Raw genomic sequence first — 24,888 nt, forward strand, 5'->3', positions numbered from 1 at the left:
TTCGTCTTCTGTCCGCAACTTTTTTCTACATATGCAAGAATAAGTAATTCCTCTGTAAGTCTTGCCCAACTCTCGGTTCTACATACTCAGTACTATAGAATAGCAATTTTCTAGCACATACTTTTAGATCTAATTGAAGAGTTGTCGAGAGTCGCTCGCACAGTGGTACAAATGACCATTAACGTAAATCCTCAAGTATTTGTTGGATATCAGCAAATACTTTTCGTATATCTTGCTGGCCATCGATGGTGCGAAGATAGCCTTTTGTTTCATAGAAAGTAAGTAATGGTTCTTGTTGTTTGATATTAACATCTAAGCGATTTTGAACAGTTTCAGCATTATCATCCGCTCTTTGGTAAAGTTCTCCGCCACATTTGTCGCAGACACCCTCTTTTGCAGGAGGATTAAAGATTAGATGGTAGGTTGAACCACATTCTTTACAAATCCGACGTCCAGTCAAACGATCCATTAAGATACTTTTATCAACACTAATATTTAAACAATAGTCGATCTTTTTATTTAAGTCAGTTAGTAGATTTTCCAAAGCCTCAGCTTGAGGTACAGTTCTAGGAAAACCATCTAAAAGAAAGCCCTTTTGACAATCTTCTTTACTAAGACGTTCACGAACTATGCCGATTGTTACCTCATCTGGAACAAGCTCGCCTTTATCCATGAATGATTTAGCTTGTAAACCTAGTTCTGTTCCTTCTTTCATCGCTGCACGGAACATATCTCCTGTAGAGATATGAGGGATGCCGTATTGCTCGACGATTCTTTCAGCTTGTGTGCCTTTTCCGGCACCTGGAAGCCCCATTAATACTAAATTCACACGTTTTCCCCCTCGTGCTTTAAGTGGGTTTTTAGGGGCCAAAGGTCCCTAAAAACCTATTTTATAAAGCCTTTATAATGACGTTTAACTAGCTGTGCCTCAAGTTGTTTGTACGTATCAAGCGCAACGCCGATGACGATTAACAAGCTTGTTCCACCAATTTGAGCCGATTGCGGTAAGTTCGCTAATTTTATAAAAATAGTAGGAAGTATCGCAATAATGGTTAAGAAAAGAGCACCAACAAAGGTTAAACGGTATAGGACGCGAGTTAAGTATTCCTGCGTACTCTTTCCTGGACGAATACCAGGAATATAGCCGCTCTGCTTTTGTAAGTTTTCCGCTGCTTGTTCAGGGTTGACTTGGATAAAAGCATAGAAATAAGTGAACGCGATAATTAAAATGGCATATAACGTCATCCCAATTGGATGAGTATAGTCAAGATTTCTTGTAATCCACAATGTTACATCATTAGTTGGGAAAAATGATGCGATTGTTCTTGGCGTTACAATAAAGGATACCGCAAAGATAACCGGGATTACACCTGCAGCGTTAACCTTCAACGGCATATGTGTGGACTGTCCGCCAACAGGATTACGCCCTGTAACCATACGTTTTGCATATTGAATTGGTATTTTACGATTTGCTTGTTGAATGAAGATAACTCCAACAACGATCGCAATAATCGCAATAACGATTAAGATAACCGTCACAATACGTAAGAATAATGCTTCACCGGCATTCTCAAACTGTTGAACATAAATTTGATTAACAGTTGATGGGATCCCAGCGGCAATCCCTGCAAAGATGATAATGGAAATTCCATTTCCAACACCTTTTTCAGTAATTTGCTCACCAAGCCACATTAAAAATGAAGTCCCCGCAGTCAATGTAACAGCAATTAATAAATACGTACCAATACCAGGATTCTCAATCAATTGACCGCTGGCTAGATTATTAAATCCGTAGGACATACCTAATGCTTGGATAAATCCAAGCACAACAGTAAAGTATCGGGTAAATTGAGCAATCTTACGACGGCCCGATTCACCTTGCTTGGACCATTCTGTAAACTTTGGAACTACGTCCATTTGTAAAAGCTGAATGATAATCGAAGCGGTGATATACGGCATAATACCCATTGCAAAGATGGAGAATTGTTTTAACGCTCCACCTCCGAAGGTATTAAGGATACCGAAAACACTTAGCTTATCTTGATTAGCAAGAACATCAGCATTTACATTCGGTACAGGAATAAAAGTACCAAGTCGAAAAACGACTAACATTAAAAGGGTGAATATTATTTTACGTCTTATCTCACCCACGCGCATAAAATTGGAGATCGTCTGGAACATTAGATCACCTCAGTAGTTCCACCAGCAGCTTCGATCGCTTCCTTAGCAGCAGAGGAGAATTTGTGAGCTTTTACAGTCAACTTTTTCTCTACGTTCCCTTTTGCAAGAATCTTGATTCCTGCTTTTTCGTTACTTACTACGCCTGTTTCGATAAGAAGTTCTGGAGTAACTTCTGTACCTTCTTCAAAGCGATTTAAAGCATCAAGATTGACAACAGCATATTCTTTGCGGCTGATATTGGTAAAACCACGTTTTGGTAAACGACGGAATAAAGGTGTTTGACCACCTTCAAAACCTAAGCGAACACCGCCGCCAGAACGAGCGTTTTGACCTTTATGACCTTTACCTGCTGTTTTACCTTGACCAGAACCGATTCCACGGCCTAAACGCTTGCGTTCTTGACGAGAACCTTCGGCAGGCTTTAATTCATGAAGTTTCATATTGGCACCTCCTTATGAAAGAAAACAATAAATTATTGTTCTTTAACTGTTACAAGGTGAGCAACTTTGTTGATCATACCGCGGATAGCAGCGTTATCTTGATGCTCAACTGTTTGATTTAATTTACGTAAACCTAGCGCCTTAACTGTTTCACGTTGGTCCTCAGGGCGACCAATTACGCTGCGGTTGAGGGTAATTAAAAGTTTCGCCATTTGAATTCCCCCCTTATCCTAACAGTTCTTCTACTGATTTACCACGTAATTTTGCTACGTCTTCAGCACGTTTTAATTGTTTTAAACCATCAATTGTTGCGCGAACCATGTTAATCGGAGTGTTTGTTCCTAGTGATTTAGAAAGGATGTCAGCAACACCGCCTAATTCTAGGACAGCACGAACTGGTCCACCAGCGATAACTCCAGTACCTTCAGAAGCAGGTTTTAAGAGGATTTCGCCAGCACCAAAACGTCCAATTACTTGGTGAGGAATTGTAGTTCCAACCATTGGTACTTCGACTAAATTTTTCTTTGCATCTTCGATGGCTTTACGGATAGCATCTGGTACTTCTTGAGCTTTACCAGTTCCGAAACCTACATGACCGTTTTTATCCCCAACTACTACAAGAGCAGAGAAACGGAAACGACGTCCACCTTTAACAACTTTCGCAACACGGTTAACGGTTACTACGCGTTCTTCTAGTTCAAGTTTGTTTGGATCAATACGACGCATCTTTTTGTGTCCCTCCTTTGTCTATTAAAATTGTAAGCCGTTTTCGCGGGCAGCATCAGCTAGTGCTTGCACACGTCCGTGATATAGGTATCCTCCACGATCAAAGACAACAGCAGTGATACCTTTTTCAACCGCACGTTTAGCGACTAATTCACCGACAGCTTTTGCAGCTTCAACATTACTTGTAGATTCAAGACCGAAATCTTTTTCTATTGTAGAAGCACTTGCTAAAGTGACTCCATTCATGTCATCGATTAATTGAGCATAAATGTGTTTATTTGAACGGTACACATTTAGACGCGGACGAGCAGAAGTACCGCTAAGTTTCGCACGAACACGAGCGTGTCTTTTCTTGCGAGTAGCGTTCTTATCTTGCTTCGTAATCATTTACGTCACTCCTTTCGTTTACTTATGCGGCATTACTTACCGGTTTTACCCTCTTTACGACGAACGAATTCACCTTCGTAACGAATTCCTTTGCCTTTATATGGCTCTGGAGGACGAACTTGACGGATATTGGCTGCTAATGCACCAACACGTTCCTTGTCAGTACCTTTAATAACGATTCTAGTATTAGCAGGTACTTCAATTTCAAGTCCAGCTTCTGGTTCAATTTCAACTGGGTGTGAATAACCAACGTTTAATACAAGCTTGTTACCTTGCTTTTGAGCACGGTAACCAACCCCGATTAACTCTAAGCCTCTTGTGAAGCCAGTAGAAACACCTTCGATCATATTAGCGATCACAGCACGAGTAGTACCATGTAATGCGCGGTGTTCTTTCACGTCAGAAGGACGTGTAATTGTTACAGTGTTTTCTTCTACGTTAATTGACATATCTGGATTAAAAGTACGAGTAAGTTCGCCTTTAGGTCCTTTAACTGTCACAGTATTGTTGTTTAAAGTAACCGTAACTCCTGCTGGAATTTCGATTGGTTTTTTTCCTACGCGAGACATTTAGTGCACCTCCATTCATTCAAAAACTTAATTACCAAACGTAAGCTAAAACTTCGCCGCCAATTTGTTTTGCACGAGCTTCTTTATCAGTAACAACACCAGTTGATGTTGAAACTAAAGCAATACCAAGTCCGTTAAGTACGCGAGGTACCTCATTTGATTTAGCGTAAACTCGAAGTCCAGGCTTGCTTATGCGCTTAAGACCAGTAATAACACGTTCATTATTTGCACCGTACTTTAAGAAGATACGGATAATACCTTGTTTGTTGTCCTCGATAAACTCAACATCACGTACGAAACCTTCGCGCTTTAAAATTTCAGCGATTTCTTTCTTTAAATTAGAAGCAGGCACTTCTAATTTTTCGTGACGTACCATGTTCGCATTACGAATGCGAGTAAGCATATCAGCAATTGGATCTGTCATGACCATTATTTTTACCTCCTTCCCAACTTCTAGTTTTACCAGCTAGCTTTTTTAACACCAGGAATTTGTCCTTTGTATGCTAATTCACGGAAACAAATACGGCAAAGCTTAAATTTACGGTATACAGAGTGTGGACGTCCGCAACGTTCGCAGCGAGTGTACTCTTGTACTTTGAATTTAGGCGTGCGTTGTTGTTTCGCAATCATTGACTTTTTAGCCACGTTTTCGCCTCCCTTATTTAACGATTACTTTTGGAATGGCATTCCAAATTGAGTTAAAAGTTCACGTGATTCTTCATCAGTGTTTGCTGTCGTTACGATAACGATATCCATACCACGAACTTTGCTTACTTTATCGTAATCAATTTCAGGGAAGATTAATTGTTCTTTAATACCTAAAGTGTAGTTACCGCGACCATCAAATGCTTTCTTAGAAACACCACGGAAGTCACGTACACGAGGTAAAGAAACGGAAACTAATTTATCCAAGAATTCGTACATGCGCTCACCGCGAAGTGTAACCTTTGCACCGATTGGCATACCTTCACGAAGACGGAAACCAGCGATAGATTTTTTCGCACGAGTTACTACTGGTTTTTGACCAGTAATAGTAGCTAGCTCCTCAACAGCATTGTCAAGTGCTTTAGCGTTTGCAACTGCGTCACCTACACCCATGTTGATTACGATTTTCTCAAGTTTTGGTACTTCCATAACTGATTTATAGTTGAACTTGCTCATTAGAGCAGGTGTTACTTCTTTAACAAATTTTTCTTTTAGGCGGTTCATTCATTGTACCTCCCTTCTTTTATAAACTATTTATCTAATACTTCACCGGATTTTGCTACGCGTACTTTTTTGCCATCAACCGTTGTGTAACCTACACGAGTTGGGTTACCTGTTTTAGGATCGATAGGCATTACGTTTGATACATGGATAGGAGCCTCAAAGTTAATAATTCCGCCTTGTGGATTCACTTGAGATGGCTTAGAGTGTTTTTTCACAATGTTTACACCTTCAACCACTACGCGGTTATCTTTTGGATAAGCAGCTAGGATCACACCTGTTTTGCCTTTATCCTTACCAGAGATGACTCTTACTTTATCACCTTTTTTTACATGCATCTGTGCGCACCTCCTTAAAGGCAATTAATTTTAAAATTATAATACTTCTGGAGCTAGAGAAACGATTTTCATAAAGTTGTTGTCGCGAAGTTCGCGGGCAACTGGTCCGAAGATACGAGTTCCACGAGGGCTTTTATCATCTTTAATAATGACACATGCGTTTTCATCGAAACGAATGTAAGAACCATCAGGACGACGCGCACCGCTCTTTGTACGAACAATAACTGCCTTAACAACGTCACCTTTTTTAACAACGCCACCTGGTGTTGCTTGTTTTACTGTACAAACGATCACATCACCAATACCAGCAGTTTTGCGACCAGAACCACCAAGAACTTTAATCGTAAGTACTTCACGAGCACCAGAGTTGTCAGCAACTTTTAAACGTGATTCTTGTTGAATCATGTGTGTAACCTCCCTTCGGAAATGTTGCGTTATCCGAACAATTAAATAATAACTGCTTTTTCTACAATATCAACTAAACGGAAACGTTTAGTAGCTGAAAGTGGGCGAGTTTCCATGATGCGTACTACATCGCCGATCTTTGCTTCGTTTTGCTCATCATGAGCTTTAAACTTCTTAGAGTATTTCACGCGTTTACCATATAAAGGATGCTTTTTATGTGTTTCAACTAAAACAGTAACGGTTTTATCCATTTTGTCAGAAACAACGCGTCCAGTGTAAACTTTGCGCTGGTTACGTTCACTCATTGTGTGAACCTCCTCTCGGATAATTACTTGTTAACGCTGATTTCTCTTTCACGGACAACTGTTTTCATGCGAGCAATCGATTTGCGTACTTCACGAATACGAGCTGTGTTTTCAAGTTGTCCTGTCGCCAATTGAAAGCGAAGGTTGAAAAGCTCTTCTTTTAAAGATTTAACTTTTTGTTCAATTTCAGCAGTGGTAAGTTCACGTAGTTCATTAGCTTTCACTTGATTCACCACCAATTTCTTCACGTTTTACAAACTTACATTTTACAGGAAGTTTGTGCATTGCAAGACGAAGTGCTTCACGAGCAGTCTCTTCAGAAACACCAGCGATTTCGAACATAATTTTTCCAGGCTTTACAACAGCTACCCATCCTTCAGGTGCCCCTTTACCGGAACCCATCCGTACTTCTAGCGGTTTAGCAGTGTAAGGCTTGTGAGGGAAAATTTTAATCCAAACTTTACCGCCACGTTTCATGTAACGAGTCATCGCAATACGAGCTGCTTCAATCTGACGGTTTGTGATCCATGAAGCTTCTAAAGCTTGTAGGCCGTATTCACCGAATGTTACTTCAGTACCGCCTTTAGCTTGACCGCGCATCTTTCCACGGTGTTGACGGCGATATTTTACGCGTTTTGGCAATAACATAATTATTTGCCTCCTTCCGCATTTTTCTTCTTAGTAGGAAGGACTTCTCCCTTATAGATCCATACTTTAACGCCTAGCTTACCATAAGTAGTATCAGCTTCAGCTGTAGCATAGTCGATATCTGCACGAAGTGTATGAAGTGGAACAGTTCCTTCACTATAGTGTTCAGAACGAGCAATATCAGCTCCACCTAAACGACCAGATACCATAGTTTTAATACCTTTCGCACCTGCACGCATAGCACGTTGAATAACTTGCTTTTGTGCACGACGGAAAGATACACGATTTTCTAATTGACGAGCAATATTTTCAGCAACTAGTTTCGCATCAAGATCAGCTCTCTTGATTTCAAGGATATTGATGTGAACACGTTTGCCAGTAAGTTGATTTAATGCTTTACGAAGTGCCTCAACTTCAGTACCGCCTTTACCGATAACCATACCAGGTTTCGCAGTATGAACAGTTACATTCACACGGTTAGCCGCACGTTCGATTTCTACTTTAGAAACAGAAGCATCTTTTAAACGCTTCGTGATATACTCACGAACTTTAAGGTCTTCGTGTAAAAGATCAGCGAAGTCTTTACCTGCGTACCACTTAGATTCCCAATCACGGATGATACCGATACGCAAACCGACTGGATTTACTTTTTGACCCACAGCTTATCCCTCCTTCTTTTCTGTTAAAACGATTGTAATGTGGCTTGTGCGCTTGTTAATTTGGCTTGCACGGCCCATAGCACGAGGACGGAAACGTTTTAAGGTTGGTCCTTCGTCGACGAATGCTTGTGCAACAACTAGATTGTTAACGTCCATTTCATAGTTGTGCTCAGCGTTTGCCATAGCAGATTTTAGTACTTTTTCCACGATTGGAGAAGCAGCCTTAGGAGTGAGATTTAAAATCGCCACCGCTTCACCAACTTGCTTACCTCGGATTAAATCAACGACTAAACGTGCTTTACGAGGAGCAATACGAACTGTTCTTGCAACAGCTTTAGCTTGCATTTGGATGCCCTCCTCTCTTAACGTCTTGTTTTCTTGTCATCATTACCATGGCCTTTGTAAGCACGAGTTGGAGCGAATTCTCCAAGCTTGTGTCCTACCATGTCTTCAGTAACATATACAGGCACATGTTTGCGACCATCATAAACTGCGATTGTGTGGCCGATAAATTGTGGGAAGATCGTAGAACGGCGAGACCAAGTTTTAATAACTTGTTTACTCTCAGTTTCATTCAACTTTTCGACCTTAACCATTAAATGATCATCAACAAATGGTCCTTTTTTCAAGCTGCGACCCATGAAGGAACCTCCCTTCGTGACTGTTCTACGGTTCTACTCATGAACCGTAGGTTAGTCCCGTTATTTTTTACGACGACGTACGATAAACTTATCTGACTTATTTTTCTTCTTACGAGTTTTGAATCCAAGAGTTGGTTTACCCCATGGAGACATTGGTGACTTACGTCCGATTGGTGAACGTCCTTCACCACCACCGTGTGGGTGATCGTTAGGGTTCATTACAGATCCACGTACAGTTGGGCGTTTGCCTAACCAGCGTGAACGACCTGCTTTACCAATGTTAATAAGTTCGTGCTGCTCGTTACCTACTTGACCGATAGAAGCGCGGCACTCAGCAAGAATCATACGAGTTTCACCAGAAGTTAAACGTACTAATACGTATTTACCTTCTTTACCAAGTACTTGAGCAGAAGTTCCTGCAGAACGAACAAGCTGTCCGCCTTTTCCTGGTTTTAACTCGATGTTGTGAACAACAGTACCAACAGGAATGTTAGCTAGTGGTAATGCATTACCCACTTTAATGTCAGCCTCAGGACCAGACACTACTTCCATACCAACTTCTAAGTTTTTAGGAGCTAAGATATAACGCTTTTCTCCATCTACATAATTAATTAATGCGATATTCGCAGAACGATTTGGATCATACTCGATTGTAGCAACGCGTCCTGGAATGCCATCTTTGTTACGTTTAAAGTCAATTAAACGATATTGACGCTTATGGCCGCCACCTTGATGACGAACAGTTAACTTACCTTGGTTATTACGGCCGCCTTTGCTCTTTAATGGAGCTAATAGAGATTTCTCTGGAGTGCTAGTTGTGATTTCAGCAAAATCAGAAACTGTCATTCCACGACGACCATTGGAGGTAGGTTTGTACTTTTTAATCGCCATTTTATTTCCCTCCTCTTCTTGATAGGTTCTTATGCTTCAAAGATTTCGATTTCTTTGCTGTCAGCAGTTAATTTAACAATTGCTTTACGACGCTTGTTAGTGTATCCGCCGAATTTTCCCATACGCTTGAATTTACCTTTATAGTTCATGATGTTAACTTTATCAACATCTACGCCAAAGATTTCTTCAATAGCATCTTTAACTTGTGTTTTATTAGCTCTAACATCAACTTCAAACGTATATTTTTTCTCAGACATTAGGTCAGTAGACCGTTCAGTGATAACGGGGCGCTTAATGATATCGCGTGCATCCATTATGCAAGCACCTCCTCTACTTTTTCAACCGCTGCTTTAGTCATGATTAACTTATCATGGTTAACAACGTCTAATACGTTTATTCCATCAGCTGTTACAACTGTTACACCAGGGATGTTACGAGCAGATAATGCTATGTTTTCATCAAGGTCAGCAGTAACGATTAGAGCTTTCTTCTCAACAGAAAGACCACCTAATACTGATTTGAATTCTTTTGTTTTTGGTGCTTCGAATGCTAAGCTTTCAAGTACCAAAATATTTTCTTCTAACACTTTAGATGAAAGTGCAGATTTGATCGCTAAGCGACGAACTTTTTTCGGTAATTTGTAGCTGTAGCTGCGTGGTGTTGGACCAAATACAGTACCACCTCCGCGCCATTGTGGTGAACGGATTGACCCTTGACGAGCACGGCCTGTTCCTTTTTGGCGCCATGGTTTACGGCCACCGCCTGCTACTTCTGAACGAACTTTTGTTTTATGAGTTCCTTGACGTAAAGAAGCTCTTTGCATAACAATTGCTTCGAATAATACGTGTTGGTTAGGCTCAATACCAAAAACTGAATCATTAAGTTCAATATCCCCAACTTGTGAACCGTTTTGGTTTAGTAATGCTACTTTAGGCATTCTTTGTTCCTCCTTTCTTGAAAAGTGACTTATGCTTTAACCGCACCTTTAATTTTTAGTAATGCTTTTTTCGGGCCTGGTACGTTTCCTTTGATTAAAAGTAAGTTACGCTCTGTATCAACTTTTACGATCTCAAGGTTTTGTACTGTAACTTGATCTCCACCCATACGTCCCGGTAATGCTTTACCTTTGAATACGCGGTTTGGAGCAACAGGTCCCATAGAACCAGGACGACGATGATAACGAGAACCGTGAGCCATTGGGCCGCGTGATTGTCCGTGGCGTTTAATAACACCTTGGAAACCTTTACCTTTTGAGATTCCTGTTACATCTACGATATCTCCTGCAGCGAAAATATCAACTTTGACTTCCTGACCAACTTCAAGTGCTGCTAAGTCATCTCCGCGGAATTCGCGAATGAAGCGCTTAGGAGCAGTATTTGCTTTAGCAACATGTCCCTTTTCAGGTTTGTTAGCTAACTTCTCACGCTTGTCTTCAAAACCAACTTGAACAGCAACATATCCATCACTATCAACTGATTTCCTTTGAAGAACAACGTTTGGAGCTACCTCAACAACAGTTACTGGAATTAAGTTTCCGTTTTCTGCAAATACTTGAGTCATACCAATTTTTCTTCCTAAGATTCCTTTGGTCATGTAAGTCACACCTCCTATTTTTTTAAATGTTTATTTGATTAAAGTTTAATTTCGATATCAACACCAGATGGTAAATCTAAACGCATTAACGCATCAACTGTTTGTGGAGTTGGGTTAACGATGTCGATTAGACGCTTATGTGTCCGCATTTCGAATTGCTCACGAGAATCTTTATACTTATGAACCGCACGAAGAATTGTATAAACAGACTTTTCAGTTGGTAGCGGAATCGGACCAGAAACTGCCGCACCAGAACGTTTTGCTGTTTCAACGATTTTTTCTGCAGATTGATCAAGGATTCTGTGATCATACGCTTTAAGACGGATACGAATTTTTTGTTTTGCCATTATTTTCCCTCCTTTATTCGCCTATTTTCAAAATAGACATTCTCAGTGGAAATTTCCCACACACTCGCCATGGCAAAGCGGCCGGGTGTGTCAGCAACCTTCCACATCATCGCAGTCAAAGACCAACATTGTCTATTATACATAAAACATAAAGCAAACGCAACATTTATTATGAATATTTTCTTTATGTTTCTGTCTTGAACACTTTTCCTATTATAGCGGCAGTTTCTGCTTTTTTCAACACTAAATATAAATCTCCAAAAATCTCCTAATTCAATCATCCATACTTACTTAATTACTAAATTATCTAACTAATATATATAGAAGAAACACGGAATTAATTTGTTAGGATTAATGGATTGGTTTGTAATTGATTTAGAAATAGGAAGGTCAAAGTACGTACATTCCATTAGAAAGGGCCTGTTGGACAAATTCTCTCTAAAGACCATATAACTGTCCAATAGATTGGCCCTATTGGACAAATTCTCTTTGAAGATCAAAAATCTGTCCATTAGATTGGCCCTATTGGACAAATTCTCTCTAAAGATCATATAACTGTCCATTAGATTGGCCCTATTGGACAAATTCTCTTTGAAGATCAAAAATCTGTCCATTAGATTGGCCCTATTGGACAAATTCTCTCTGACGATCTTAAAACTGTCCTTTAGAATGGCCCTATTGGACAAATTCTCTCTAAAGATCATAAAACTGTCCATTAGAATCGCCCTATTGGACAAATTCTCTCTAAAGATCATAAAACTGTCCATTAGAATCGCCCTATTGGACAAATTCTCTCTGACGATCTTAAAACTGTCCTTTAGAATGGTCCTATTGGACAAATTATCAATTTCCTTTTGAAAATCGTCCAATAGCAGTGACTCTATTAGACAAAACCCCTGAACACGCACTTCCAACATCTCGCATTTGCCCATAGATTATGTTTAAAGATAGCTTTACAATATGACTCCTGAAAAAGACCAGAATTCATTATTGTGATCCATGAACAAAAAAAGCAGATGGATCGTCATCCATCTGCTTTTTATAGAGTAATTACTCTTGAATTGTAGTGATTGAACCTGAACCTACTGTACGTCCGCCTTCACGAATAGAGAACTTAGTTCCTTCTTCGATCGCAACTGGAGCGATAAGTTCAACAGTCATTTCGATATGGTCGCCAGGCATAACCATTTCAGTACCTTCTGGAAGATTACAGATACCTGTAATATCAGAAGTACGGAAATAGAATTGTGGACGATAGTTTGTGAAGAATGGAGTATGACGTCCACCTTCTTCTTTTGATAATACGTAAACTTGTGCTTTAAACTTTGTGTGTGGAGTGATTGATTTTGGTTTAGCCAAAACTTGTCCACGCTCGATTTCTTCACGAGCAACACCACGAAGAAGGGCACCGATGTTGTCACCAGCTTCAGCGAAATCAAGAAGCTTACGGAACATTTCAACACCTGTTACAGTTGTAGATTTTGGCTCTTCAGTGAAACCAACGATTTCTACTACGTCACCAACTTTAACTACACCACGCTCAACACGTCCTGTAGCAACTGTTCCACGACCAGTGATTGAGAATACATCCTCAACTGGCATCATGAAAGGCTTATCAGTGTCACGAGTTGGAGTTGGGATGAACTCGTCAACAGCAGCCATTAATTCAAGTACTTTTTCTTCCCATGCTGCTTCACCTTCTAATGCTTTAAGAGCAGAACCTTTGATAACTGGAGTGTCATCGCCAGGGAAATCGTATTCTGTTAATAGGTCACGAATTTCCATTTCTACTAACTCAAGAAGTTCTTCGTCATCAACCATATCACACTTGTTCATAAATACAACAAGGTAAGGTACGCCTACCTGACGAGAAAGAAGGATGTGCTCACGAGTTTGTGGCATAGGACCGTCAGTAGCAGATACTACAAGGATACCGCCGTCCATTTGAGCAGCACCAGTGATCATGTTTTTAACATAGTCAGCGTGTCCTGGGCAGTCAACGTGTGCATAGTGACGAGCATCAGTTTCATACTCAACGTGTGCAGTTGAGATTGTGATACCACGCTCTTTTTCTTCTGGTGCACCATCAATTTGATCGTATGCACGAGCTTCTGCTTTACCTGATTTAGCAAGAACAGAAGTGATTGCAGCTGTTAAAGTAGTTTTACCATGGTCAACGTGTCCGATTGTACCAATGTTAACGTGTGGCTTTGAACGGTCGAATTTAGCTTTTGCCATTTGGAAAATCCTCCTTTGGATTATAAGGTTTTAAGTATATTTTAAGTGGAAACTGTTAAAAGGATTTGCCATTCAACAGTTTCCGTTCTTACATAAGTAGTTATACTTTATATAAAGGTGAAAATCAATTATTCACCTTTATTTTTTTTGATGATTTCTTCAGAAATTGATTTTGGAACTTCTTCATAGTGATCAAAGTGCATAGAGAAAACTCCACGACCTTGAGTACTTGAACGAAGTGCAGTTGCATAACCAAACATTTCAGAAAGTGGAACCATTGAACGAACTACTTGTGCATTACCACGTGCTTCCATACCTTCAACACGGCCACGGCGAGCAGTAATTTGACCCATGATATCACCTAGGTAATCTTCAGGAATTACAACTTCTACTCTCATAACAGGTTCAAGGATAACTGGCTGACACTTAGAAGCAGCATTTTTAAGCGCCATTGAGGCAGCAATTTTAAACGCCATTTCAGAGGAGTCAACATCATGGTAAGATCCGTCGAATAATCTTGCTTTAATATCAACTAAAGGATATCCAGCAAGAACACCACGGTCTAGTGCATCTTCAAGACCAGCTTGTACAGCAGGGATGTATTCACGTGGAACTACACCACCAACGATACCGTTTATGAACTCAAATCCTTTACCCTCATCATTAGGGCCAAATTCAATCCAAACGTGTCCGTATTGTCCACGACCACCAGATTGGCGGGCAAACTTACCTTCAACTTGTGCAGATGTACGGAATGTTTCACGGTAAGCAACCTGTGGAGCACCTACGTTAGCTTCAACTTTAAATTCTCGACGCATACGGTCAACAATGATATCAAGGTGAAGTTCACCCATTCCAGCAATGATGACTTGTCCAGTTTCCTGATCTGTATGTGCGCGGAAAGTTGGATCTTCTTCTTGAAGTTTTTGTAAAGCAGTTGTCATTTTATCTTGGTCTGCTTTTGACTTAGGTTCAACTGAAAGTTGAATTACTGGCTCAGGGAATTGCATAGACTCTAGGATAACAAGGTTTTTCTCGTCACATAGAGTATCACCAGTAGTTGTATCTTTCAAACCTACAGCAGCTGCAATATCACCCGCGAAAACCTTAGAGATTTCCTGACGGCTGTTTGCGTGCATTTGCAAGATACGTCCGATACGCTCACGCTTGCCTTTAGTTGAGTTCTGAACATATGAACCAGCCTCTAAAGTACCTGAGTAAACGCGGAAGAACGTTAATTTACCAACATAAGGGTCTGTCATAACTTTGAATGCAAGAGCTGAGAAAGGCTCTTCATCGCTTGAGTGACGCTCAAGAATTTCATCTTCATCATCAACAGCATGACCTTTGATTGCAGGTACATCTAGTGGAGAAGGAAGATAATCGATAACTGCATCCAACATTAATTGAACACCTTTGTTTTTGAAGGCTGATCCACAAATTACAGGGTAGAATTCTACATTAACAGTACCTTTACGAATCGCTGCTTTTAGCTCTTCTTTAGTGATTTCCTCACCGCCGAGGTATTTTTCCATTAATTCTTCATCTAATTCTGCAACTGCTTCAACAAGCTTTTCACGATACTCTTCAGCTTGAGCACGGTACTCTTCTGGAATCTCACGAACTTCAATATCAGTTCCTAAGTCGTTTCCGTAGAATACTGCGTTCATTTCTACAAGGTCAATGATTGCTTCAAACTGATCTTCTGCACCGATAGGTAACTGAATCGCATGTGCATTCGCTTGTAAGCGGTCATGAATGGTTCCTACAGAGTATAGGAAATCCGCTCCGATTTTATCCATCTTGTTAACGAATACAACACGAGGTACACCGTAGGTAGTTGCTTGGCGCCAAACTGTTTCAGTTTGAGGCTCAACACCTGATTGTGCATCAAGTACTGCAACTGCACCATCAAGAACACGAAGGGAACGTTCAACTTCAACAGTGAAGTCTACGTGTCCTGGGGTGTCAATGATATTTACGCGGTGACCTTTCCACGAAGCAGTTGTTGCTGCAGACGTGATGGTAATACCACGTTCTTGTTCTTGCTCCATCCAGTCCATCTGAGATGCACCTTCATGTGTTTCACCAATCTTATGAATACGACCAGTGTAATAAAGGACACGCTCAGTGGTAGTCGTCTTACCGGCATCAATGTGTGCCATGATACCGATATTACGAGTGTTTTCTAAGGAGAACTCTCTTGCCATTGGGTCTTTCTCCTTCCTAGTATGAAAGTTTTTATATTGAAGGTAAAATTACCAACGATAGTGAGCAAACGCTTTGTTTGCTTCTGCCATTTTGTGTGTATCTTCACGTTTCTTAACAGATGCACCAGAGTTGTTAGCAGCATCCATGATTTCGTTAGCTAAACGCTCTTCCATCGTTTTTTCACCGCGAAGACGCGCATAGTTCACTAACCAACGAAGACCTAAAGTTGTACGACGATCAGGGCGCACCTCAACTGGTACTTGGTAGTTCGCACCACCTACACGACGAGCTCTAACTTCAAGAACAGGCATGATATTTTTCATTGCTGCTTCAAAAGTTTCCATCGGCTCTTTGCCAGTACGTTCACGAATTGTATCGAACGCTGAATAAAGAATTTCTTGAGATTTACCTCTTTTACCATCAATCATCATTTTGTTGATTAGACGAGTAACTAATTTAGAATTATAAAGCGGATCAGGTAACACGTCTCTTTTTGCTACGGGACCTTTACGTGGCATTTTGTTTCCTCCTTTCAAAGAAGCTTCTATTTTAATGTGTTTTATTTCTTAGCTGCTTTTGGTCTCTTAGTACCATATTTAGAACGACCTTGCATACGGTTGTTTACACCAGCTGTATCAAGCGCTCCACGCACGATGTGATAACGTACCCCCGGTAAGTCCTTTACACGTCCTCCACGGATAAGAACAACACTGTGCTCTTGAAGGTTATGGCCGATACCAGGAATGTATGCTGTCACCTCGATACCATTTGTCAAACGTACACGTGCATATTTACGTAACGCTGAGTTTGGTTTCTTTGGAGTCATTGTACCAACACGAGTACATACACCGCGTTTTTGTGGTGAAGATACATTTGTTTGAGATTTCTTAAAGCTGTTGTAACCTTTGTTAAGTGCTGGTGATTTTGACTTTTCCTCTTTAGATTGACGAGGTTTGCGCACTAATTGGTTAATAGTAGGCATGATTTTTCCTCCCTTCGTTATTTGTAAGTCCACACATCCAGGTGGTTCATTTTTTTGCAAAAACAAAGTTTTTGCAGATTACTCTATCTACAAAAACAGTTTTTAACGGATAATAGCGACAGTTGCTGCACCAACTTCTATACCAGATGCTTTACCGAGTTTTTTCATCGAGTCTACATACTGGATAGGGATCTGCATCAAGTTTGCTTCTTCAACGATTTTTGCTGTTAACCTAGGTTCAGCATCGTTTGCAACGAGAATCTCTTGAACAGTTCCTTCCTTTAATGCTTTCACTGCTTGTTTTGTACCAATAACAATCTTGTGTGCTTTTAATACTTTTTCATAAGACATTGAGTATATCCTCCAAAGTATCCGTTGAATAGGAGCACCTTTGATATAATATCATCTTACCAAAAAGATGTCAACAAATGTTTCATAAATTTTATTCAAAGTACTCGCTGGTAATATTTTCATAAATGTGGTACCTGCATTTAGCAGGTACCACATCTTAATTAATCAATTGTAACAGTTTCTTCAGAGGTTGTATCGCGCAGGACTGGCTCTGCCTTACGATAACGCTGCATTCCTGTACCAGCAGGAACAAGTTTACCGATGATTACATTTTCTTTCAAGCCGAGTAACTCATCACGTTTACCTTTAATTGCGGCATCAGTAAGAACTCTTGTTGTTTCTTGGAATGATGCAGCTGACAAGAATGAATCTGTTTCAAGTGATGCTTTGGTAATACCAAGTAAGACTGGACGTCCAGTAGCAGGCAGTTTACCTTCAAGCAAAGCCTTCTCGTTTGCATCAGTAAACTGATGAATATCAAGAAGTGTACCTGGAAGTACGTCTGTTTCCCCTGCATCGCTGACGCGGATTTTACGCAACATTTGACGCACCATTACTTCAACGTGTTTATCGCCAATTTCAACCCCTTGCATACGGTAAACCTTTTGTACCTCACGCAATAGGTATTCCTGGACAGATGTAACGTCTTTTACTTTGATTAATTCTTTCGGGTCAATTGATCCTTCTGTTAGTTCTTGACCACGTTCAACTTGATCATTGATTGCAACCTTTAAGCGGGCTGTATATGGAGCATTATAGGTACGAGATTCAACTTCACCTTGAACCACAATTTCATGCTGGCGGTCACGGCCTTCATTAATACCTACAACAACACCTGCAATCTCAGAGATGATAGCTTGACCTTTAGGGTTACGCGCTTCAAAAATCTCTTGAATACGTGGTAAACCTTGGGTAATATCGTCACCGGCAACTCCACCGGTATGGAATGTACGCATGGTTAACTGTGTTCCTGGCTCACCGATTGATTGGGCAGCGATAATACCAACTGCTTCACCCACTTCAACCTCTTGGCCTGTTGCCAAGTTACGGCCATAACACTTCTTACATACACCATGACGAGTGTTACATGTAAAGGCAGATCTGATTTTTACTTCTTCAATTCCTGCATTTACGATCACTTCTGCTAGATCTTCAGTAATTAAGCCATTTTCAGGTACAATAACTTCTTTTGTCTCTGGATGTCTAATTGGTGTACGAGCATAACGGCCGATTAGACGTTCATCCAAACCTTCAATTGTTTCTGTTCCATCTTTTAAGGCACTAATTAAGAAGCCGCGGTCAGTTCCACAATCGTCCTCACGAACAATAACATCCTGGGCTACGTCAACTAAACGACGAGTTAAGTAACCTGAGTCAGCTGTCTTAAGGGCTGTATCGGCAAGACCTTTACGCGCACCGTGAGTCGAGATAAAGTACTCTAATACAGTTAATCCTTCACGGAAACTTGATTTAATCGGTAATTCGATGATACGTCCTGCCGGGTTGGCCATCAGACCACGCATACCAGCAAGCTGTGTAAAGTTAGAGGCGTTACCACGGGCACCGGAATCACTCATCATAAAGATTGGATTCGTTTTATTCAAGGACTTCATCAGTTTACCTTGAATGGTGTCTTTAGCAGCACTCCAGATCGCAATAACACGATCATAACGCTCATCTTCAGTAATAAGACCACGTCTGAATTGCTTCATTACGTTATCTACTTTTTCTTGAGCTTCATGGAGAATTTGCGGTTTTTCAGGAAGTACGACAATATCAGCCACACCAACTGTTAAACCAGCTTTAGTTGAATGCTTAAAGCCTAAATCCTTCATGCGGTCAAGCATTTTTGATGTTTCGGTAATTTTGAATCGTTTAAAGACTTCAGCAATGATATTTCCAAGAATTTTCTTTTTAAATGGATCAATCAATGGCATTTCTTTAATTCTAGCTTTTACGTCTTCACCTTTTTCAATAAAATACTTGGCAGGTGTTTCGACTTCTAGATTATGTCTTGTTGGTTCATTAATATATGGGAACGACTTCGGAAGAATTTCATTAAAAATAAGTTTACCAACCGTTGTCATTAATAACTTATTATTTTGTTCTTCTGTAAATGTTTCATTGCCCAATGAACCAGCATGAACAGCTACACGTGTATGGAAGTGTACATATCCGTTTTGGTAGGCAAGGATCGCTTCACTAGTGTCTTTAAAGACCATACCTTCACCAATTGTGCCTTCACGCTCTAAGGTTAAGTAATAGTTACCTAATACCATGTCCTGAGAAGGAGTAACAACTGGCTTACCATCTTTAGGATTCAAGATATTTTGAGCGGCTAACATTAACAGGCGCGCCTCTGCTTGAGCTTCCGATGATAGTGGTACGTGAACAGCCATTTGGTCACCGTCAAAGTCTGCGTTGTATGCAGTACATACCAGTGGATGCAGACGAATTGCCCGTCCTTCAACAAGTGTTGGTTCAAATGCCTGGATACCTAATCTATGCAATGTTGGGGCACGATTCAATAGAACCGGATGCTCCTTAATAACATCTTCAAGCACATCCCATACATCAGGGGATACACGTTCGATTTTACGTTTTGCTGATTTAATGTTGTGTGCTAAACCTTTTTCAACTAGTTCCTTCATGACAAATGGCTTAAAGAGCTCAAGAGCCATTTCTTTCGGAAGACCACATTGATACATTTTTAGGTTTGGACCTACAACAATAACGGAACGACCGGAATAGTCAACACGTTTACCGAGCAAGTTTTGACGGAAACGGCCTTGTTTACCTTTAAGCATATGAGAAAGCGATTTTAACGGACGGTTACCAGGACCCGTAACAGGTCTGCCGCGACGGCCGTTGTCAATTAAAGCATCGACTGCTTCTTGAAGCATACGCTTTTCGTTCTGAACAATTATGCTTGGCGCACCAAGATCCAATAAACGCTTTAAGCGGTTATTACGGTTAATAACACGACGATAAAGGTCGTTTAAGTCAGATGTTGCAAAACGTCCGCCATCCAATTGTACCATCGGACGAAGTTCCGGTGGAATGACTGGAAGTACATCTAGAATCATCCATGATGGCTCATTACCAGAGTTACGGAAGGCCTCCAACACTTCAAGGCGCTTAATCGCGCGTGTACGGCGCTGGCCTTGTGCTGTCTTAAGTTCTTCCTTCAGGATGTCTACCTCTTTATTTAAATCAATATCAGAAAGAAGCTTTTTAATCGCTTCTGCCCCCATGGCAGCTTGGAATTTGTTTCCGTACTTTTCACGATAGGCACGATATTCTTTTTCAGATAAAAGGTGTTTTTTATCAAGTGGAGTATCACCTGATTCTGTCACAACATAAGAAGCAAAGTAGATAACTTCTTCTAATGCACGAGGGGACATGTCTAATACAAGACCCATTCGGCTTGGAATTCCTTTAAAATACCAAATATGTGAGACAGGTGCAGCTAATTCAATATGACCCATACGTTCACGACGTACTTTTGCACGTGTGACTTCTACACCACAACGGTCACAAACAACGCCTTTATAACGGACACGCTTATATTTTCCACAATGACATTCCCAGTCCTTTGTTGGACCAAAGATTCGCTCACAGAATAAGCCGTCTTTTTCAGGTTTTAACGTACGATAGTTAATGGTTTCTGGCTTTTTCACTTCTCCGAATGACCATGAACGGATTTTATCCGGTGAAGCAAGACCAATTTTCATGTATTCAAAATTATTAACGTCAAGCATAGGGCCTACCTCCCTTTCGATATCCAGGTTCTACCCTTATTAGAAAAGCGGAAGCGCACGTCTTAGCCCCGACCAGCGTAAGACGAAATCAGCCGGAAGGCGTTCTTTGCCTTTTGGATGATTTTGGCTTACGACCTCGAGGGGCTGTGCGCTGCAGCTAGACAATCTCTTCAAAGCCGGAGCGCACGGACTTCCGTACACTATAGCTTGAAAAATTACTCTTTAGATCCTACTTTTTCAGATTCAAAGCTTGGTGCATCAGGTGCGATGTTTAATGTGTCAACTTGCTGTAGGTCGTCATCATCTTCCGTATCGCGCATTTCAATTTCTTCTTCATCACCGGAAAGGATTTTCACATCCATACCTAAGCTTTGAAGTTCTTTAATTAATACTTTGAATGATTCAGGAACACCTGGCTCCGGAACATTTTCACCTTTTACAATTGCCTCATATGTTTTCACACGACCAACAACATCGTCTGATTTAACGGTTAGGATTTCCTGAAGTGTATAGGCAGCACCGTATGCTTCAAGTGCCCAAACCTCCATCTCACCGAAACGCTGGCCTCCGAATTGAGCTTTACCGCCCAATGGCTGCTGGGTAACAAGTGAATATGGTCCTGTTGAACGCGCATGGAGTTTATCGTCAACCATGTGTGCCAGTTTAATCATATACATGACTCCGACTGATACACGATTATCAAACGGTTCTCCTGAACGGCCATCATACAGAACAGTTTTGGCATCACGAGCCATACCTGCTTCTTCGATCGTACCCCATACATCTTCTTCTCGAGCACCATCAAATACTGGTGTTGCAACATGGATACCTAGGTATCTCGCTGCCATACCCAAATGAAGCTCAAGCACCTGACCGATGTTCATACGAGATGGTACCCCTAATGGGTTTAACATGATATCTACTGGTGTGCCATCTGGTAAATAAGGCATATCTTCTTCCGGTAAAATCCGTGAGATAACCCCTTTGTTACCGTGACGACCGGCCATTTTATCACCTTGGTGAATTTTACGTTTCTGAACGATATAAACACGGACAAGCTGGTTTACACCTGGTGGCAGTTCATCGCCATCTTCACGATTAAAGACCTTAACATCATGAACAATACCGCCGCCGCCATGTGGAACTCTTAGTGACGTATCGCGGACCTCACGTGCTTTTTCACCAAAAATCGCATGAAGGAGACGTTCTTCAGCTGTTAATTCTGTTACACCTTTTGGCGTTACTTTACCAACAAGAAGGTCACCATCTTTAACTTCAGCCCCGGTACGGATAATACCACGTTCATCCAAGTTACGAAGAGCATCTTCACCTACGTTTGGAATATCACGGGTAATTTCCTCAGGTCCAAGCTTGGTATCACGAGATTCTGATTCGTATTCTTCAATATGAATGGAAGTATAGACATCATCTTTCACAAGACGTTCACTCATAATGATGGCATCTTCATAGTTATAACCATCCCATGTCATGAAGGCAACAAGAACGTTACGTCCAAGCGCTAACTCTCCTAGTTCCATGGATGGACCGTCTGCTAAAATTTCGCCTTTTTTCACGCGATTGCCAACAGCTACGATAGGACGTTGGTTATAGCAAGTACCTTGGTTAGAACGGATAAATTTCAATAATCGATATTTTTTAAGATCGCCTTTTACTTCTTGGCCATCTACTTCTTTCACTTCACGAACCCAAACTTCGCGGGCTTCAACATGTTCAACAATACCATCTTGCTTACAGATGACCGCTGCACCGGAGTCTTTACCTGATACATATTCCATACCAGTCCCAACTCTTGGCGCTTCAGGCTGCATTAAAGGCACCGCTTGACGCTGCATGTTCGCACCCATTAAGGCACGGTTCGAGTCATCATTTTCAAGGAACGGAATACACGCTGTTGCTGCAGATACTACCTGTTTCGGTGATACATCCATGTAATCGATGCGTTCACGGCTTACAACCGTGTTTTCACCACGGAAACGAGCCACTACCTCATCATCAAGGAAGGCACCGTAATCACCGAGGCGGGAATTTGCCTGTGCAACTACATAGTTATCTTCTTCATCCGCTGTTAGATAATCAATCCGGCTTGTCACCCTGCCGGTATCTGGGTCAACGCGGCGATATGGTGTTTCAATAAAACCAAAACGGTTTACCTTCGCGTATGATGACAGCGAGTTGATCAAACCGATGTTTGGACCTTCAGGCGTTTCAATTGGACACATACGTCCGTAGTGAGAGTAGTGTACGTCACGTACTTCCATTCCGGCACGTTCACGTGTTAAACCACCAGGTCCTAATGCTGATAGACGGCGCTTGTGAGTTAACTCCGCAAGCGGGTTGGTTTGGTCCATGAACTGCGATAATTGCGAGCTTCCAAAGAACTCTTTAATAGAGGCAATTACCGGACGAATATTAATGAGTTGCTGCGGTGTAATGGTTGCAGTGTCTTGAATGGACATTCTTTCACGAACTACACGCTCCATCCGGGACAATCCGATTCGGAATTGGTTCTGCAATAATTCACCGACAGAACGAAGACGTCTGTTACCCAAGTGATCGATATCATCTGTATCGCCTACACCATGTAATAAGTTAAAGAAATAGCTAATCGATGCAATGATATCAGCTGGTGTAATATTTTTAATCGGCTCTGCTACATAAGCATTACCTAGTACATTAATAACTTTTTCGTTTTCATCGCCAGGAGCATAGATCTTAATGCCTTGAAGAATGATTTCTTCGTTTACTACACCGCCAACAGGGTTGTGGCCTCGGAAGTTAATATTCTTTTCAAGGGCAGGGATAATTCTATCAAGGTTTCTCCTATCGAGGAGTGTTCCTTTTTCAGCAATGATTTCACCTGTTTCAGGATCAGCGAGTGATTCTGCTAAACGTTGGTTGAATAAACGATTTTTAATATGAAGCTTTTTGTTGATTTTGTAACGACCCACATTTGCAAGATCATAACGCTTAGGGTCAAAGAAGCGAGACACTAATAAACTCTTTGCGTTATCTACTGTCGGCGGCTCGCCTGGACGAAGACGCTCGTAAATTTCTAAAAGCGCTTTGTCAACTCCCTCGGTATTATCTTTCTCGAGAGTATTGCGGATGTACTCGTTATCTCCAATCAATTCAATAATCTCCTGATCAGAGCCGAAGCCTAATGCACGCAAAAGAACCGTAACGGGCAGTTTCCGAGTACGATCTATTCTTACATATACGACATCTTTGGCATCTGTTTCATATTCCAGCCAAGCGCCGCGGTTCGGAATTACCGTCGCAGTAAAACCCTTCTTGCCATTTTTATCAAGTTTTCCACTAAAGTAAACGCTCGGAGAACGCACTAACTGTGATACAATAACGCGTTCTGCCCCATTAATGACAAATGTACCTGTTTCTGTCATCAGCGGGAAATCACCCATAAATACATCTTGGTCTTTTACTTCACCAGTTTCTTTGTTTACAAGACGTACTTTTACACGTAATGGAGCAGAATATGTAACGTCCCGTTCTTTAGATTCTTCTACAGAATACTTTGGATCGCCAAGGCTGTAATCAATAAATTCCAGTGATAGGTTACCAGTAAAATCTTCAATTGGTGAAATATCTTGAAACATTTCACGTAATCCCTCATCCAGAAACCATTGATAAGAAGAGGTTTGGATTTCAATAAGATTTGGTAATTCTAAAACTTCACTGATTCGTGCGTAACTTCTACGTTGGCGGTGTCGTCCATACTGAACTAGTTGACCTGTCAACTGATTCACCCCTCAAATCAAGCGTTTTTTAATAAATCTATTACGTCTAACTAATAGAACTTAAAAACTCTACCAATTAGACAAAAAGAAAAAGGGTTTTTTTACTAAAAACCACATTTTCACATTTTGATTATTATTTTGTCATCATTTCCTTCTTATGCCGTTTTTATACTAAGAAAATAAGTATTTTAAGGAATAAATCGGAAATTATTATGATGGCATTTTATAATGCT

The 24,888-nt window shown here is 40.9% G+C and carries 30 protein-coding genes; all 30 read right to left on the reverse strand.

Annotated features, from left to right (window positions below):
• Positions 1-178: 178 nt before the first annotated feature.
• The 30 genes from ACZ9EE_RS15265 to rpoB all read right to left on the reverse strand — a co-directional run bounded on the left by ACZ9EE_RS15265 (position 179) and on the right by rpoB (position 24,655).
• Positions 179-829, reverse strand: a complete 651-nt coding sequence (locus ACZ9EE_RS15265) for an adenylate kinase (protein ID WP_476028318.1) — start codon at positions 827-829, stop codon at positions 179-181.
• A gap of 56 nt (positions 830-885) precedes the next feature.
• Entirely contained in the window at positions 886-2,181 is a 1,296-nt protein-coding gene (gene secY / locus ACZ9EE_RS15270; protein WP_476028320.1) for a preprotein translocase subunit SecY, read from the reverse strand.
• On the reverse strand, positions 2,181-2,621 hold the full coding sequence (gene rplO / locus ACZ9EE_RS15275) for a 50S ribosomal protein L15 (protein ID WP_098533196.1): 441 nt from the start codon (positions 2,619-2,621) through the stop codon (positions 2,181-2,183). The genes secY and rplO overlap by 1 nt, the downstream gene beginning before the upstream one ends.
• A 32-nt stretch (positions 2,622-2,653) precedes the next feature.
• Positions 2,654-2,833 carry a 50S ribosomal protein L30 gene (gene rpmD / locus ACZ9EE_RS15280; RefSeq protein ID WP_098533198.1) on the reverse strand — a complete coding sequence of 60 codons (180 nt, stop codon included), beginning with the start codon at positions 2,831-2,833 and terminating at the stop codon, positions 2,654-2,656.
• A 13-nt stretch (positions 2,834-2,846) separates the two neighbouring features.
• On the reverse strand, positions 2,847-3,347 hold the full coding sequence (rpsE, locus tag ACZ9EE_RS15285; RefSeq protein ID WP_098533200.1) for a 30S ribosomal protein S5: 501 nt from the start codon (positions 3,345-3,347) through the stop codon (positions 2,847-2,849).
• Positions 3,348-3,371: 24 nt separating this feature from the next.
• Positions 3,372-3,734 (reverse strand): 50S ribosomal protein L18, encoded by a 363-nt coding sequence (gene rplR / locus ACZ9EE_RS15290; protein ID WP_476028323.1) that lies wholly within the window; start codon positions 3,732-3,734, stop codon positions 3,372-3,374.
• A gap of 32 nt (positions 3,735-3,766) precedes the next feature.
• A complete protein-coding gene (gene rplF / locus ACZ9EE_RS15295) occupies positions 3,767-4,303 on the reverse strand; it encodes a 50S ribosomal protein L6 (protein ID WP_476028325.1) in 537 nt (178 codons plus the stop codon).
• A gap of 31 nt (positions 4,304-4,334) precedes the next feature.
• Positions 4,335-4,733, reverse strand: a complete 399-nt coding sequence (gene rpsH / locus ACZ9EE_RS15300; RefSeq protein ID WP_098533206.1) for a 30S ribosomal protein S8 — start codon at positions 4,731-4,733, stop codon at positions 4,335-4,337.
• 29 nt (positions 4,734-4,762) lie between these two features.
• Positions 4,763-4,948 carry a 30S ribosomal protein S14 gene (gene rpsN, locus ACZ9EE_RS15305; RefSeq protein ID WP_007085277.1) on the reverse strand — a complete coding sequence of 62 codons (186 nt, stop codon included), beginning with the start codon at positions 4,946-4,948 and terminating at the stop codon, positions 4,763-4,765.
• 24 nt (positions 4,949-4,972) lie between these two features.
• On the reverse strand, positions 4,973-5,512 hold the full coding sequence (rplE, locus tag ACZ9EE_RS15310; RefSeq protein WP_098533207.1) for a 50S ribosomal protein L5: 540 nt from the start codon (positions 5,510-5,512) through the stop codon (positions 4,973-4,975).
• Between the two features lie 26 nt (positions 5,513-5,538).
• Positions 5,539-5,847, reverse strand: a complete 309-nt coding sequence (gene rplX / locus ACZ9EE_RS15315; protein WP_215047087.1) for a 50S ribosomal protein L24 — start codon at positions 5,845-5,847, stop codon at positions 5,539-5,541.
• Between the two features lie 36 nt (positions 5,848-5,883).
• Complete coding sequence (gene rplN / locus ACZ9EE_RS15320; RefSeq protein ID WP_034676100.1) at positions 5,884-6,252, reverse strand: 50S ribosomal protein L14; 369 nt, start codon at positions 6,250-6,252, stop codon at positions 5,884-5,886.
• 41 nt (positions 6,253-6,293) lie between these two features.
• Complete coding sequence (gene rpsQ / locus ACZ9EE_RS15325; RefSeq protein ID WP_476028330.1) at positions 6,294-6,557, reverse strand: 30S ribosomal protein S17; 264 nt, start codon at positions 6,555-6,557, stop codon at positions 6,294-6,296.
• A gap of 23 nt (positions 6,558-6,580) precedes the next feature.
• Positions 6,581-6,781: a 50S ribosomal protein L29 gene (gene rpmC, locus ACZ9EE_RS15330; protein WP_098533209.1), complete on the reverse strand. Its 201-nt coding sequence runs from the start codon at positions 6,779-6,781 to the stop codon at positions 6,581-6,583.
• Entirely contained in the window at positions 6,771-7,205 is a 435-nt protein-coding gene (gene rplP / locus ACZ9EE_RS15335) for a 50S ribosomal protein L16 (protein WP_476028333.1), read from the reverse strand. Before rplP ends, rpmC begins: the two co-directional genes overlap by 11 nt.
• A 2-nt stretch (positions 7,206-7,207) precedes the next feature.
• Positions 7,208-7,864: a 30S ribosomal protein S3 gene (rpsC, locus tag ACZ9EE_RS15340; protein WP_289989307.1), complete on the reverse strand. Its 657-nt coding sequence runs from the start codon at positions 7,862-7,864 to the stop codon at positions 7,208-7,210.
• Positions 7,865-7,867: 3 nt separating this feature from the next.
• A complete protein-coding gene (gene rplV / locus ACZ9EE_RS15345) occupies positions 7,868-8,209 on the reverse strand; it encodes a 50S ribosomal protein L22 (protein ID WP_098533214.1) in 342 nt (113 codons plus the stop codon).
• A 17-nt stretch (positions 8,210-8,226) separates the two neighbouring features.
• Positions 8,227-8,505 (reverse strand): 30S ribosomal protein S19, encoded by a 279-nt coding sequence (gene rpsS, locus ACZ9EE_RS15350; RefSeq protein ID WP_026565526.1) that lies wholly within the window; start codon positions 8,503-8,505, stop codon positions 8,227-8,229.
• Positions 8,506-8,565: 60 nt separating this feature from the next.
• Positions 8,566-9,396: a 50S ribosomal protein L2 gene (gene rplB, locus ACZ9EE_RS15355; RefSeq protein ID WP_476028336.1), complete on the reverse strand. Its 831-nt coding sequence runs from the start codon at positions 9,394-9,396 to the stop codon at positions 8,566-8,568.
• A gap of 29 nt (positions 9,397-9,425) precedes the next feature.
• Positions 9,426-9,713 carry a 50S ribosomal protein L23 gene (rplW, locus tag ACZ9EE_RS15360; protein ID WP_176541446.1) on the reverse strand — a complete coding sequence of 96 codons (288 nt, stop codon included), beginning with the start codon at positions 9,711-9,713 and terminating at the stop codon, positions 9,426-9,428.
• Positions 9,710-10,333 (reverse strand): 50S ribosomal protein L4, encoded by a 624-nt coding sequence (gene rplD, locus ACZ9EE_RS15365; RefSeq protein WP_476028338.1) that lies wholly within the window; start codon positions 10,331-10,333, stop codon positions 9,710-9,712. Before rplD ends, rplW begins: the two co-directional genes overlap by 4 nt.
• 29 nt (positions 10,334-10,362) lie before the next feature.
• A complete protein-coding gene (rplC, locus tag ACZ9EE_RS15370) occupies positions 10,363-10,989 on the reverse strand; it encodes a 50S ribosomal protein L3 (protein WP_476028340.1) in 627 nt (208 codons plus the stop codon).
• Positions 10,990-11,027: 38 nt separating this feature from the next.
• Positions 11,028-11,336 (reverse strand): 30S ribosomal protein S10, encoded by a 309-nt coding sequence (rpsJ, locus tag ACZ9EE_RS15375; RefSeq protein ID WP_007085291.1) that lies wholly within the window; start codon positions 11,334-11,336, stop codon positions 11,028-11,030.
• 1,050 nt (positions 11,337-12,386) lie between these two features.
• Entirely contained in the window at positions 12,387-13,574 is a 1,188-nt protein-coding gene (gene tuf, locus ACZ9EE_RS15380; protein ID WP_335573455.1) for an elongation factor Tu, read from the reverse strand.
• Between the two features lie 128 nt (positions 13,575-13,702).
• Positions 13,703-15,784, reverse strand: coding sequence for an elongation factor G (gene fusA, locus ACZ9EE_RS15385; protein WP_476028343.1), 2,082 nt, complete (start codon positions 15,782-15,784; stop codon positions 13,703-13,705).
• A gap of 48 nt (positions 15,785-15,832) precedes the next feature.
• A complete protein-coding gene (gene rpsG / locus ACZ9EE_RS15390) occupies positions 15,833-16,303 on the reverse strand; it encodes a 30S ribosomal protein S7 (protein WP_215047099.1) in 471 nt (156 codons plus the stop codon).
• 41 nt (positions 16,304-16,344) lie between these two features.
• On the reverse strand, positions 16,345-16,767 hold the full coding sequence (gene rpsL / locus ACZ9EE_RS15395) for a 30S ribosomal protein S12 (protein WP_026565517.1): 423 nt from the start codon (positions 16,765-16,767) through the stop codon (positions 16,345-16,347).
• 102 nt (positions 16,768-16,869) lie between these two features.
• Complete coding sequence (locus tag ACZ9EE_RS15400; RefSeq protein WP_476028346.1) at positions 16,870-17,118, reverse strand: 50S ribosomal protein L7ae-like protein; 249 nt, start codon at positions 17,116-17,118, stop codon at positions 16,870-16,872.
• Positions 17,119-17,279: 161 nt separating this feature from the next.
• A complete protein-coding gene (rpoC, locus tag ACZ9EE_RS15405; RefSeq protein WP_476028348.1) occupies positions 17,280-20,879 on the reverse strand; it encodes a DNA-directed RNA polymerase subunit beta' in 3,600 nt (1,199 codons plus the stop codon).
• Between the two features lie 215 nt (positions 20,880-21,094).
• Positions 21,095-24,655: a DNA-directed RNA polymerase subunit beta gene (gene rpoB / locus ACZ9EE_RS15410; RefSeq protein WP_476028350.1), complete on the reverse strand. Its 3,561-nt coding sequence runs from the start codon at positions 24,653-24,655 to the stop codon at positions 21,095-21,097.
• Positions 24,656-24,888 lie beyond the last annotated feature (233 nt).

Source organism: Bacillus sp. URHA0034, assembly GCF_056280405.1.